Origin of the sequence: Pseudomonas retamae (assembly GCF_043496865.1) — a bacterium.
Classification (GTDB): Bacteria; Pseudomonadota; Gammaproteobacteria; order Pseudomonadales; family Pseudomonadaceae; genus Aquipseudomonas; species Aquipseudomonas retamae.
Window position 1 is genome coordinate 164,981 of sequence record NZ_JBIEIL010000004.1, and the last position, 13,742, is coordinate 178,722.

Genomic DNA, 13,742 nt, shown 5'->3' on the forward strand with positions numbered 1-13,742 from the left:
TATGAGCGAGAGTGTGTTTGCCGATCGCATCGTGCAGAACCTGCTCGACACCGACTTCTACAAGCTGACGATGATGCAGGCGGTGCTGCACAACTACCCCAACGTCGAGGTCGAATGGGAGTTCCGCTGCCGTAACAGCGAGGACCTGCGCCCGTATCTGGCCGAGATCCGCTTTCAGATCGAGCGCCTGGCCGAAACCAGCCTGAGCGGCGATCAGCTGAATTTCCTTGAACGCATCAGTTTCCTCAAACCGGACTTTCTGCGGTTTCTCGGGCTGTTTCGCTTCAATCTGCGCTACGTGCAAACCGGCATCGAGAACGGCGAACTGTTCATCCGCCTGCGCGGGCCGTGGCTGCATGTGATTCTGTATGAAGTGCCGCTGTTGGCGATTGTCAGTGAAGTTCGCAACCGCCATCGCTATCACGACATGTCCCTGGAACGCGCGCGCGAGCAGCTGTACCGCAAGTTCGACTGGCTCAGCGCCAACGCCTCGGCCGATGAGCTGTCGCAGCTGCAGGTCGCTGATTTCGGCACGCGCCGGCGGTTTTCCTACGGTGTGCAGGCCGAAGTGGTCAATGTGCTCAAGCACGACTTCCCTGGCCGCTTCGTCGGCACCAGCAACGTGCACTTGTCGCGCGAACTCGACATGAAACCGCTGGGCACCATGGCCCATGAGTGGATCATGGCGCACCAGCAACTAGGCCCGCGCCTGATTGATAGCCAGATCGCCGCGCTCGATTGCTGGGTCCGCGAATATCGCGGCCTGCTCGGCATCGCCCTCACCGACTGCATCACCACCGATGCTTTCCTCGGCGATTTCGATCTGTTCTTCGCCAAGCTGTTTGACGGCTTGCGCCATGACTCCGGTGACCCGGTGGCCTGGGGCGAAAAATGCATCGCCCACTACCACAAGCTCGGGATCGATCCGATGAGCAAGACCCTGGTGTTTTCCGACAGTCTGACGCTGCCAAAATCGCTGGAGATTTTTCGCGCGTTGCACGGTCGCATTAATGTGAGCTTCGGCATTGGTACCAACTTCACCTGCGACATCCCGGGTGTCGAACCGATGAGCATCGTGCTTAAAATGACCGCCTGCAACGGCCAGCCGGTGGCGAAGATCTCCGACGAGCCAGTCAAGACCCACTGCAAAGACCCGAATTTCGTCGCCTATTTGCGACACGTGTTCCAGGTTCCTGCCGATTCCAGTCTATCTAGCAAGGAGTGAATTCATGCAAGCCGTACAGCGTGAGATTGCTGAGCAGCTCAAGGTGCAACCGCCATTCGCCGATGATCAGGCCCTGCAGGCCGAAATCGCCCGGCGCCTGACGTTCATTCAAGATTGTCTGGTCAATTCCGGGCTCAAGACACTGGTGCTCGGCATCAGCGGCGGCGTCGATTCGTTGACCGCTGGCCTCCTCGCCCAGCGCGCCATGCGTGAGCTGCGCGAGAAAACCGGCGACAGCAGTTACAAATTCATCGCCGTGCGCCTGCCGTACGAAACCCAGTTCGACGAGCATGACGCCCAGGCTTCGCTCGACTGCATCGCCCCGGACGAAATCCACACCGTGAACATCGGCCCGGCGGTCAAGGCGCTGGCTGCGCAGGTGGGTGCGTTTGAAGGCAAGCCGGCGGCGTCGGTGGATTTTGTGCTGGGCAACACCAAGGCGCGCATGCGCATGGTTGCGCAGTACACGATTGCCGGTGTGTCGGGCGGCTTGGTGATTGGTACCGATCATGCGGCAGAAGCAGTGATGGGTTTCTTCACCAAGTTCGGCGATGGCGCTTGCGACCTCGCCCCGCTCAGCGGTCTGGTGAAAAATCAGGTTCGCGCCATTGCCCGCAGCTTTGGCGCGCCGGAGTCGCTGGTCGAGAAAGTGCCGACGGCGGACCTGGAAGATCTCTCGCCGGGCAAACCGGACGAGGCGGCACATGGCGTGACCTATGCCGAGATCGATGCGTTTCTGCACGGTAAAACGGTACGTGACGAAGCGGCGAAGATCATTGTCGACACGTATAACAAGACCCATCACAAGCGGGTCATGCCGTTTGCGCCTTGATCTTTTGAAGGCATGAAAAAGCCCGCTGGGGAGTGATCCTCAGCGGGCTTTTCTTTGGCCATCGATATTCAGTGAGGCTGATGGCCTCTTCGCGAGCAGGCTCGTTCCCTCAAGGTTCTCTGTAGTTCACAAAATGTGTGGCCGACACAGCATCCTGTGGGAGCGAGCCTGCTCGCGAAGAACGATGACGCGGATTACTTGACGACGATGGTGCCTTTCATCATCGAGATGTGGCCCGGGAACGAGCAGAAGAAACCGTAGCCGCCATCAGCCACTTTCGACACGTCGAAAGTCACCGAGTCGGTTTCCTTGGCACCGATGATCTTGGTGTGCGCGATGATGCGTGCGTCACCTTCCGGCAGGTAATTTTTGTCGATACCGGCGGCCAGACCAGCGGTAGCGATTGGCTGCATGTCGGCTTCTTTGCTGATCACCAGGTTGTGGCCCATGACGTTCTTCGGCAGGTTGCCGGAATGGGTCAGCTCGACGGTGAAAGTCTTGCAGCTCTTGTCGATCACGATTTCCTTGGTGTTGAAGGACATCTGATCGGTGGAGTCAACGGTGGTTTTGCACTCGGCGGCCATCAATTGGCTGCTGGCCAGCGCCAGCAGGGATACCGCAACAACTTTGGAAAACATGGTGAATCTCCAAGGCAGGGTTAACAAAAGCACTAGTGGTGGAAAGACTGCCTGAAATCTTCGCAAGTTCCTATGACTTGTGTCAAAAATTGTATACAACTTTCAGGCTATGACACTCATGGAAACAATCTAACGGCCCTTCCAGGCAGCACCACCTATGATCGGCCCATCAACCGAGACGGAGTACGATCATGTTTATCAACGGTCTGTTACGCAGCTTGCTCGCCGCCTACGCCTGTGGCGCCAGCGGCACGTTTGAATCACCTGAGCGCGAAGTTTAGCCCTTGGATCAAGGCGTGCCAGCCATTACCCTGTGACGGATCGACTCAGGAGTAAGGCATGTCTCTGAAATCCGTTTGTGTATTTTGCGGCGCCAATGCGGGCGCTGATCCGGCTTACAGCGAGGCTGCCGTGGCCCTCGGCCGGGCGCTGGCCGAACGGCAACTGACGCTGGTTTACGGCGGCGGTGCCGTCGGTTTGATGGGCATTGTCGCCGACGCCGCGCTGGCCGCTGGCGGTGAAGTGATCGGCATCATCCCGCAGAGCCTGATGGACAAGGAAATCGGTCACAAAGGCCTGACGCGCCTGGAAGTGGTCGACGGCATGCACGCGCGCAAGGCGCGGATGGCTGAACTCAGCGATGCATTCATCGCCCTGCCCGGTGGCCTCGGCACGCTCGAAGAGCTGTTTGAAGTCTGGACCTGGGGCCAGCTCGGCTACCATCCCAAGCCGCTCGGTCTGCTGGAAGTGAACGCTTTCTACAGCAAACTCACCGATTTTCTCGATCATATCGTCGGCGAAGGCTTCGTTCGCGCGCCACACCGTGACATGCTGCAAATGAGCGAATCGCCGCAAACCCTGCTCGACGCCCTTGATCAATGGCGGCCAACCGTCACGCCCAAATGGGTCGACCAGAAACCCGGTTAACCCCCCGGCACCGATACAGGGCAGAATATGCGCCGCTCAACCTCACCTTCGACCTAGAGGATCGCCCATGGCCAAACCCAATTACTCCTTCGCCAAACGTCAACGAGACCTGGCAAAGGAACAGAAGAAAGAGGAAAAGCTTCAGCGCAAGAAACAAACCGCTGAAGAAGCGGCACTGAACCCTGACGGTGAAGTGGCGACGCAAGATGATGTTGATGCACCCGATGCACCCGATGCACCGAAAGACCAGGCGCCCGACGCCTGAGCCCCACCGGGTTTGATCAGCGCATCGAACCCTGCGGATGTGTGACAGGGCTGGCGGTTCTGCTGCCGGCCCTCACAACCCTGACTTTTCAGAATTCAATTGGAAACCTTGTGGGAGCGGGCTTGCCCGCGATGGCGGCGGCACATCCGAAAACGTCGTCACAGACACTCCGTCATCGCGGGCAAGCCCGCTCCCACAGGGTTCACCAGCATTCATCCAGCGGCATCACCGTGACACTCACTTCCGGATCATGATTGCCGCCACCGAGAATCACCCCCCGCAGCGGCGAGACATCCGAAAAATCCCGCCCCCACGCCAGGGTGATGTGCTCCAGCGCCGGCTGCACATTGTTGGTCGGGTCGAAATCCACCCAGCCCAGCACCGGACAGAACACCGACACCCAGGCATGCGAAGCATCCGCGCCGATCAGCCGTGGCTGTCCCGGCGGTGGCTGGGTCAACAGATAGCCGCTGACATAACGCGCCGCCAGCCCTCGCGAGCGCACACACGCCAGCATCAAGTGCGCAAAGTCCTGACAGACCCCGCGCCGGCGTTCCAGCACTTCCACCAGTGGCGTCGCCACCTGGGTTGCCTCGGCATCGAAGGTGAATTCGCTGAAGATTTTCTCCATCAAGTCCTGCACGCCCAACAGCAACGGCCGACCCGGCGGAAAACAGCTGTGTGAGAACTCGACGAAGCTGCGTTTCAGGTGCACATAAGGCGACTGGAACCGATAACGGCACGCTTCGAGCACATCGGCAGGCAACGGCTGGCTGCTGTAGGTCAGCGCATCGCGGGTCGATTCCCAGGCCGGTGACTGGTTGAAATCCAGCACCGGCCGCGCCAGCACCTCGACGGTCAGCCGTGCGCCGACCTGCAGTTGGTCATGCGGGCGCTCGAACGCCAGACGGGTCAGCGGATTGCCGAATACATCCTGCTCATCGCGACGTGCCGTAGGCTCCGGGCTGATCAGCAGTTGCTGTTCAGTGCAACGCTGCCAGGCGCACTCACGCGGCCACAAATGCGCGAGTTGCTGCGCCAGCGAAACCGGGCTGTCGTAGTGATAACAGGTGTCGTGGAAAATCTGGTAGCGGGCGTTCATCAGACGGACACCGTGCGTTGGCTGACATCATCGACGTGAGCAAAATGCCGCAGCGCCAGACGATCGGAAACCTGGCCGCTGGCCTCGGCGATGTCCTGCAGCAGATCGGCCAGTCCCTCGAGCGCAGCGCGCACACTGGATTCGCCAAACAACGGATTTTCCAGACAACCCAGATCGAACCGCGCCAGACGCTCGACCAGTTTCGCCAGGCCGGCTTCCCGTGGCGCGCCGAAATCATCGTTCAGGCGTTTCAACGTGCGCGTCACCAGCTTGAGCTGAAACAACACCGCGTGCGGGTTCTGCTCATCGAGCAGGAGCAAGTCGAGTACCGGGATCAACTGCGCCACGGCCAGATAACGTGAGCGGTATGTGATGCTGCTGTTGCCCAGTTCCAGCAGCCATTCCAGCCCCGCCTGATCATAGGCCCCGGCGCCGCGCAAAAATGCCGCGAGGCTACTGCTGAGAAACTGCAGACGCTCGATGCGCCGGCCGATCATCAGGAAGCGCCAGCCCTCATCGCGGGTCATGTCATCCAGAGCGAAACCGGACAGCGCCGCCAGCGACATCACCAGCCGGTTGAGGAAATCCAGCAATTCGGCGAAGTCCGGCGCATCGGTCTCCAGTTCCATCGCTTCGCGCTGCAATTCCACCAGCGCCTGCCAGTTCTCCCGCGAGAGCTTGCCGCGCACCTGTGACGCCGCCCACTGCAAGCGCTGCAGGTTGGAGCGCAGGCTGAATGACCAATCGTCACCGAGCAGCGCCGCGAGCAGGCGTTCCGACAGCTCGCCTTCGTCGGGCAGCAGCGATAGCCGCTCGCCGAGGTCGACCGCGGCCTGCAGGGCCTGCGGGTCATCGCCATCGACATGACGGGCGAGCATGATCCGCAGCAAACGCGCGCTGTCATCGCAGCGCTCGCAATAACGACCGAACCAGAACAGATTCTCCACCACCCGTGATGGCAGGTAAGGATCACGCCGCACCAGATCATGGACCCCGACATTGCGCTGGCTCTTCCACTGTTCGCCATTCGGCGGCCGGTCACCGAGCACCCAGGTATCCTTGCTCGCCCCGCCACGCTGCATCGACACCACCTCGGCATCGGCTTCGGCGGCGACCCGGGTCAAGCCGCCGGGCAGCACCCGATAGCCATCAGCGCTGGCCACCGCGTACATGCGCATTCCGATGGCCCGCGGCTGCAACTGGCCTTCATCGGCTTGCCAGACCGGCGCCTGGGACAGTTGTGCCAGTTCCTGCGCGACATACGCGTACGGCCGGGCCTGCATACGCGTGGCCAGTTCCTGACGTTGCGCCTCAGTCAAATCGCGACCGAACACCGGGGCAAAACTTTGTGAGGGAAACGCCGGTTTGATCAGCAGCTCCGGCAGTTTCTCCAGCGCCTGCGCGAGCACCGGCGCTTCGCCGCACCACCACGTCGCAATCGACGGCAGGATCAGTTCTTCGCCAAACAGGTATTGATTGATCTTCGGCAGAAACCCCAGTAATCCCGGCGACTCCAGCACCCCGCTGCCCAGCGCATTGGCCACCAATACACGGCCCTGCCGCACCGCTTCGAGCAGGCCGGGCACGCCAAGCGCCGAATCCGTACGCAGCTCCAGCGGATCGCAGAAATCATCATCGAGCCGGCGCATGATCGCGTGCACCCGGCGCAGACCGCTCAGGGTTTTCAGGTAGACCGTGGCATCACGCACCGTCAGATCGCCGCCCTCGACCAGGGGATAGCCGAGCTGGCGCGCCAGATACAAATGCTCGAAATAGCTTTCGTTGAAGCGCCCCGGTGTGAGCAGCACCACTAACGGCGCGTCATCGTCACACGGCGCCTGCCGCGCGAGGGTCTCCTGCAAGGTGCGGAAAAACCCGGCCAGATGCTGCACCTTGAGATCGCGGTACAACTCAGGGAATGCGCGCGAGACGATGGTGCGGTTTTCCAGCGCATACCCCGCGCCGGAAGGCGCCTGGGTTCGATCAGCCGTCACCCACCAGCGCCCGTCCGGGGTCCGCGCCAGATCCACCGCGTACAAGTGCAAAAAGGTCTGTTCCGGGGTGGTGACGTGCTGGCACGGCCAGAGGAAGTTGTTGTGGCCAAATACCAGTTCCGCTGGTAGCAGACCTTCGCTGATCAGCCGTTGCGGGCCGTACAGGTCGGCCAGTACCGCGTTGAGCAGCCGGGCGCGTTGGGCGATGCCGGCGGACAATTGCTGCCATTCATCCGCCGCAATCACGTGTGGCAGCAGGTCCAGTTCCCACGGACGGTCCGCGCCTTTGGGGTCGGCATAGACGTTGTAGGTGACGCCGTTTTCCTGAATCTGCCGGGCCAGCAGTGCCTGGCGCTGAATCAGTTGCGCCGGGGTGCTGCGCTGCAATTGATCGAACAGCCGCTGCCAATGCGCGCGCACCGCTCCGCTGCCGTCGAGCAGTTCGTGATAAGTGCCCGCATTCAGCGGGTAGCGGTCTAGCAGGTCAGGCATGGAAAGCTCGGCAGACAGCAAGGAACGGTCAGACTAACGCAGGCACATGACACCCGGATAGGCGAAAAATCTACTCGTCGCGCAGGTTCTGGAAACGTCGCAGATCGAGGGTCATCGGCAACTCGTCAGTGATTTCGATGGGGGGTGTCGGAAGTTTCCCCGGCGTGTGTCCGACGCGGAAGAACCGCGCCATGCGCCGGCTCTCCGCTTCGTTGGCGTTGACCGGCAAAGTCTCGTAATTGCGCCCGCCGGGATGGGCAACGTGATACTGGCAGCCGCCCAATGAACGGCCCATCCAGGTGTCGAGAAGGTCGAACACCAGCGGTGCGTGCACGGGGATTGTCGGTTGCAGGCAGTTGGCCGGTTGCCAGGCGCGATAGCGCACGCCGGCGACGAACTCGCCGACACGCCCGGTCGGGTGCAGCGGCACGGCAACGCCGTTGCAGGTCAGCAGATAGCGCTGCGGCGGCAGGCCTTTGAGTTTGACCTGCAAACGTTCCAGCGACGAATCGACATAACGCACCGCGCCGCCCGCCGCGCCCTCTTCGCCCAGCACATGCCAAGGCTCCAACGCCTGACGCAGCTCGAGTTCGATGCCGTTGACTGCATAATCGCCAACCTTGGGGAAACGAAACTCCAGGTGCGCAGCGAACCATTCGGCGCGCAACGGATACCCGGCGTTGTTGAGTTCGACAATGACGTCGGCAAAGTCCTGCTCGATAAAATGCGGCAGCAGGAAACGGTCGTGCAGTTCGGTGCCCCAGCGTGCCAGTTTCGGCGGTGCATAAGGCTCGCGCCAGAACCGCGCCACCAGCGCCCGCAGCAACAATTGCTGCGCCAGGCTCATGCGCGCATGCGGCGGCATTTCAAACGCGCGCAGTTCCAGCAGGCCGAGGCGCCCGGTGGCGCCGTCCGGCGAATACAGTTTGTCGATGCAGAATTCGGCGCGATGGGTATTGCCGGTGACGTCAATGAGCAAATTGCGCAGCAGACGATCGACCAGCCACGGCGCACAGGTTTCGCCCGGTTCGGGCATCTGCGCGAAGGCGATTTCCAGCTCGTACAGTGCATCGTTGCGCGCCTCGTCGACCCGCGGCGCCTGGGAGGTCGGGCCGATGAACAAACCGGAGAACAGATACGACAACGACGGATGGTTGTGCCAGTAACTGATCAAGCTGCGCAACAGGTCCGGGCGACGCAGGAACGGCGAGTCCGCCGGCGTCGCGCCACCGAGCACGAAATGATTACCGCCACCGGTGCCGGTGTGGCGACCGTCGATCATGAATTTCTCGGTGGTCAGCCGGGTTTGCCGCGCCTGCTCGTAAAGGAATTCGGTGCGCTCGACCAACTCGCTCCACGTCGCCGAGGGCTGCACGTTGACTTCGATCACGCCGGGGTCAGGGGTGATACGGAAATTGCTCAGGCGCGGATCGCTCGGCGGCTCATAACCTTCGAGCAGCACCGGGCAATGCAGCTCTTCGGCGGTGGCCTCGATGGCCGCGACCAATTCAAGATAATCCTCGACCCGCTCCAGCGGCGGCATGAACAGATACAAACGCCCTTCGCGCGCCTCGGCGCAGAATGCTGTACGGGTCAGCCAGTCGGCGGACTCGTCGATACTCGGCGCACGTTCATCAGTGGCCGCAGGCTCCCCGTGCCGGTTTAGCTGCGCGGCGTCTGGCAATTCGGGGAAGTCCTGATTCGGATCCTGCGGATGAATGAACGGGTATTCGGCAGCCTTGACCCAAGGCTGCGAAGCCAGCGGCAGACGGTAGCCAAGCGGCGAATCCCCCGGCACCAGCCGGCAATGTTCCTCGCGCAGATACCAACGCCCGCTCTGCCATTGATCACCCTTGGCGGTACGCGCCAGCGGCAGCACCTGGCCGATCACCTTGTTCAACCCCTGACTGAAGACTTTGCGCAGGCGTGCGCGCTCCAACGGCTCCTCCAGACGCGAATCTTCGGCGCTGACATTGCTCGGCAACGCACCCTCGCGCCACAGGTAATAGAAATTGTCCTCGTAGGCCGGAAAGACAAACCGCGGCGGCAGTTTCAGCCGTTCGGCGACGCTCGCCAGAAAGCGCCCGGCCAGTTCGCCGTCGGCGCCGTAGTCCTGCTGCTCGTCAGCGATCAGCGCGTTGTTGTGCCAGATCGGCACGCCGTCGCGGCGCCAGTAGCAGTTGAGCGACCAGCGCGGCAGTTGCTCGCCGGGGTACCACTTGCCCTGGCCGAAATGCACCAGTCCCTGCGGCGCGTAGTGCGTACGCAGGCGCTCGAACAGTTCGGCGGAAAGACGCCGTTTGTCTGGCCCCAGCGCGGCGGTGTTCCACTCGGCGCCGTCCGGGTCGTCGATCGAGACGAAGGTCGGTTCGCCGCCCATGGTCAGGCGCACGTCGCCTTCAAGCAGGTCGGCATCGATCTGCCGGCCCAGCGCCTCGATCGAGCGCCATTGCTCATCGGAATAGGGCTTGGTGACCCGCGGCGCTTCCCAGACGCGCTCGACCGACATTTCGTGGCTGAACTCACATTCACACGGTTCCACCAGACCACTGATTGGTGCCGCCGAGGACGGATCGGGACTGCAGGCCAACGGGATATGTCCTTCTCCGGCAAACAGCCCTGACGTCGCATCCAGGCCGATCCAGCCAGCCCCCGGCAAATACACTTCGCACCAGGCGTGCAGGTCGGTGAAATCCACCTCGGTGCCGGAGGGGCCGTCGAGGCTTTTCACGTCGGCGGTGAGCTGGATCAGGTAACCGGACACGAACCGCGCCGCCAACCCGAGGTTGCGCAGCAACTGCACCAGCAGCCACGCCGAATCGCGGCAGGAGCCGGAGGCGTGTTCGAGGGTGTGCTCCGGGGTCTGCACGCCCGGCTCCATGCGGATCAGGTAGCCGATGTCCTCGCTCAGGCGCTGGTTGAGCGCGACCAGAAAGTCCACCGCTGGCAACGGTGTGCGATCGATGGCGTCCAGATAGGCTTTGAATCTGGGCGTCAGCGGCAGGGTTTCGAGGTAAGGAGCCAGCTCCTTGCGCTCGTCGGCGGCATAGGCGAACGGGATCTTTTCGGCGTAGGGCTCAAGAAAGAAGTCGAACGGATTGAAAACGGCCATCTCGGCGAGCAGGTCGACTTCGATGCGCAGCTCATCGGTCTTCTCGGGAAATACCAGACGCGCGAGGTAATTGCCCTGGGGGTCTTGCTGCCAATTGATGAAATGCTGCTCGGGCGAGACTTTCAGCGCATAGGACAAAATCCGCGTGCGGCTGTGGGCAGCCGGGCGCAAGCGTACGATCTGCGGGCCGAGTTCGACAGCGCGGTCGTAGCGATAATGCGTGACGTGGTGCAATGCGACATGAATCGACACGGCGTGCCTCCTGCGAGCCTGGGCGTATGAGAAAGCGCGCAAGACTTATGCCATGCACAGGCTTGCGCGCTTTCGCGGAATGCTCAGGGCAGTACAGCACCAAAACCGGGCGATGGGAGGAAATGCTTTGGCGAGTGTGCTTCTATTTGTGGCAGGCCTGTAAGAATGGCCGAGTGTTGCGGCCCCTTCGCGAGCAGGCTCGCTCCCACATTTGGAATGCGATCCCCTGTGGGAGCGAGCCTGCTCGCGAAGGGGCCAGCTGTATCGACACAATTGATCGTTCCCACGCTCTGCGTGGGAATGCAGCCCGTGTCGCTGCGCGTCACAACCCTGTTCGACAATACTGCGAGTAACGGCTGGAACGCAGAGCGTCCCTTGAGGCATTCCCACGCAGGAGCGTGGGAACGATCAGCGCGCCCGGTCTTGAATCGAGCTGCGAGTTTGAAAAGCCTGGAGATCTGCTCCCTTCCCCCTCGCCCCCTTTGGGGGAGAGGGCTGGGGTGAGGGGGAAGCGATGATCCTGACACCACATTTCTCGAGGCCTGAAACGCAAAACGCCAACCCGAAGGTTGGCGTTTTTCTTTTTAGCGCGGTACGACCGGTTTACGCGTCGGCTTCGGCCCTTTGCCTTTTGCCGCGTCCTTGCGTTCCTTGGCGGCCTGCTGGTTGCGGGCGAATGCCGCGGCCTTGGCCTGTTCACGCTTGTCCCAAGGGTTGCCGCCATCACTGGCACGCGGCGGCAGGCCGTTGTGCTGGGTGAGGATTTTGGTGGTCTTCTCTTTGCCTTCCTTCGCCACTTTATGGCTGCCGGCCGGCGTCGAGTTCTTGCGACGCGCGCTCTGATAACTGTCGGTGGCCGGCTGATGGGCCGGGATCAGTTGATCCTTGCCCGGGCCGATCAGGTCGCCACGGCCCATGCGGATCAGCGCTTCGCGCAGCATCGGCCAGCCTTTTGGGTCGTGATAACGCAGGAACGCCTTGTGCAGGCGACGCTGATCCTCGCTCTTGACGATGGTCACGCCGTCGCTCTTGTACGTTACCTTGCGCAGCGGGTTCTTGCCCGAGTGGTACATCGCGGTGGCAGTGGCCATCGGCGACGGGTAGAACGCTTGCACCTGGTCGGCGCGGAAGCCGTTGCCCTTGAGCCACAGCGCAAGGTTCATCATGTCTTCGTCGGTGGTGCCCGGGTGCGCCGCGATGAAGTACGGGATCAGGTACTGCTCTTTACCCGCTTCCTTGGTGTACTTCTCGAACATGCGCTTGAACTTGTCGTAGCTGCCGATGCCCGGTTTCATCATCTGGTTGAGCGGACCTTCCTCGGTATGCTCCGGGGCGATCTTCAGGTAACCGCCAACATGGTGAGTCACCAGCTCCTTGACGTATTCCGGCGACTCGACCGCGAGGTCGTAACGCAAGCCAGATGCGATCAGAATCTTCTTCACGCCCGGCAAGGCACGGGCGCTGCGGTACAGCTGAATCAGCGACGAGTGGTCGGTGTTCAGGTTCGGGCAGATGCCCGGGAACACGCACGACGGCTTGCGGCACGCGGATTCGATTTCCGGGCTCTTGCAGGCGATGCGGTACATGTTCGCGGTCGGACCGCCGAGGTCGGAAATGACCCCGGTGAAGCCTGGAACCTTGTCGCGGATTTCTTCGATTTCGCGAATGATCGATTCTTCGGAACGGTTCTGGATGATCCGGCCTTCGTGCTCGGTGATCGAGCAGAAAGTGCAGCCGCCGAAGCAGCCACGCATGATGTTCACCGAGAAACGGATCATGTCGTAGGCCGGGATTTTCTCCTTGCCGTACGCCGGGTGCGGAACACGCGCGTAAGGCATGCCGAACACGTAGTCCATTTCTTCAGTGGTCATCGGAATCGGCGGCGGGTTGAACCAGACGTCGATCTCGCCGTGCTTCTGCACCAGCGCGCGGGCGTTGCCCGGGTTGGTTTCCAGGTGCAGCACGCGGTTGGCGTGGGCATACAGAACCGGGTCGTTGCGGACTTTTTCCATCGACGGCAGGCGGATCACGGTCTTGTCGCGGGTCATGCGCGGGCTGGCCAGGATCTGCACGACCTTGGCTTCCTGCGGATCTTCAACCGGGCCCTTTTCCTGCTCGATGGCGCAGGCCTGAGTGTCCTGAGTGTTGACGTACGGGTTGATGATCTTGTCGACCTTGCCCGGACGGTCGATGCGCGTGGAATCGACTTCGTACCAGCCTTGCGGCGTGTCACGACGGATGAACGCCGTGCCGCGCACATCGGTGATGTCTTCGATCTTGTGGCCGTAGGACAGACGCTGGGCCACTTCGACGATGGCCCGCTCGGCGTTGCCGTACAGGAGAATGTCGGCGCTGGCGTCGATCAGGATCGAGTTGCGCACGCGGTCCTGCCAGTAGTCGTAATGGGCGATGCGACGCAGCGAAGCTTCGATGCCGCCGAGCACGATCGGCACATGCTTGTAGGCTTCCTTGCAGCGCTGGCTGTAAACCAGGCTCGCGCGGTCCGGACGCTTGCCGGCCATGCCGCCGGGCGTGTAGGCGTCGTCGGAGCGGATTTTCTTGTCGGCGGTGTAGCGATTGATCATCGAATCCATGTTGCCAGCCGCGACGCCGAAGAACAGGTTCGGCTCACCGAGCTTCATGAAGTCGTCTTTGGACTGCCAGTTCGGCTGGGCAATGATCCCGACGCGAAAGCCTTGCGACTCCAGCAGCCGGCCAATGATCGCCATGCCGAACGATGGGTGATCGACGTAGGCATCACCGGTAACAATGATGATGTCGCACGAATCCCAGCCAAGCTGATCCATCTCCTCCCTGCTCATCGGCAGGAATGGCGCGGGTCCGAAACATTCGGCCCAATATTTTGGATAGTCAAATAACGGCTTGGCTGCTTGCATGTCGAC

At 61.6% G+C, this 13,742-nt stretch carries 9 protein-coding genes; 4 read left to right on the forward strand and 5 right to left on the reverse strand.

The window, feature by feature from the left end; genetic code table 11:
- The first annotated feature begins 1 nt into the window (after position 1).
- Together pncB and nadE are read left to right on the forward strand one after the other, a co-directional pair.
- Positions 2 to 1,225, forward strand: coding sequence for a nicotinate phosphoribosyltransferase (pncB, locus tag ACGSLL_RS09625; RefSeq protein WP_394505273.1), 1,224 nt, complete (start codon positions 2 to 4; stop codon positions 1,223 to 1,225).
- Positions 1,226 to 1,229: 4 nt separating this feature from the next.
- Positions 1,230 to 2,057, forward strand: a complete 828-nt coding sequence (gene nadE, locus ACGSLL_RS09630; RefSeq protein WP_394505275.1) for an ammonia-dependent NAD(+) synthetase — start codon at positions 1,230 to 1,232, stop codon at positions 2,055 to 2,057.
- A gap of 194 nt (positions 2,058 to 2,251) precedes the next feature.
- On the opposite strand, the gene azu is transcribed toward nadE, so the two are convergent.
- Positions 2,252 to 2,695 (reverse strand): azurin, encoded by a 444-nt coding sequence (azu, locus tag ACGSLL_RS09635; protein WP_394505277.1) that lies wholly within the window; start codon positions 2,693 to 2,695, stop codon positions 2,252 to 2,254.
- A 339-nt stretch (positions 2,696 to 3,034) separates the two neighbouring features.
- Here azu and ACGSLL_RS09640 point away from each other — a divergent pair, with 339 nt between their 5' ends.
- Entirely contained in the window at positions 3,035 to 3,622 is a 588-nt protein-coding gene (locus ACGSLL_RS09640; RefSeq protein WP_394505279.1) for an LOG family protein, read from the forward strand.
- Between the two features lie 67 nt (positions 3,623 to 3,689).
- Positions 3,690 to 3,887, forward strand: coding sequence for a hypothetical protein (locus tag ACGSLL_RS09645; protein ID WP_332765198.1), 198 nt, complete (start codon positions 3,690 to 3,692; stop codon positions 3,885 to 3,887).
- Between the two features lie 202 nt (positions 3,888 to 4,089).
- Here ACGSLL_RS09645 and ACGSLL_RS09650 read toward each other — a convergent pair whose 3' ends face one another.
- The 4 genes from ACGSLL_RS09650 to ACGSLL_RS09665 form a co-directional block, all read right to left on the reverse strand.
- Positions 4,090 to 4,989, reverse strand: a complete 900-nt coding sequence (locus ACGSLL_RS09650; RefSeq protein WP_394505282.1) for a transglutaminase family protein — start codon at positions 4,987 to 4,989, stop codon at positions 4,090 to 4,092.
- Positions 4,989 to 7,475 (reverse strand): circularly permuted type 2 ATP-grasp protein, encoded by a 2,487-nt coding sequence (locus ACGSLL_RS09655; protein WP_394505284.1) that lies wholly within the window; start codon positions 7,473 to 7,475, stop codon positions 4,989 to 4,991. Before ACGSLL_RS09655 ends, ACGSLL_RS09650 begins: the two co-directional genes overlap by 1 nt.
- A gap of 70 nt (positions 7,476 to 7,545) precedes the next feature.
- The gene (locus ACGSLL_RS09660; protein WP_394505286.1) at positions 7,546 to 10,839 is read right to left on the reverse strand and encodes a transglutaminase family protein; all 3,294 of its coding nucleotides are present in this window, start codon (positions 10,837 to 10,839) and stop codon (positions 7,546 to 7,548) included.
- 584 nt (positions 10,840 to 11,423) lie between these two features.
- On the reverse strand, positions 11,424 to 13,736 hold the full coding sequence (locus tag ACGSLL_RS09665; RefSeq protein WP_208938951.1) for a YgiQ family radical SAM protein: 2,313 nt from the start codon (positions 13,734 to 13,736) through the stop codon (positions 11,424 to 11,426).
- Positions 13,737 to 13,742: the final 6 nt, after the last annotated feature.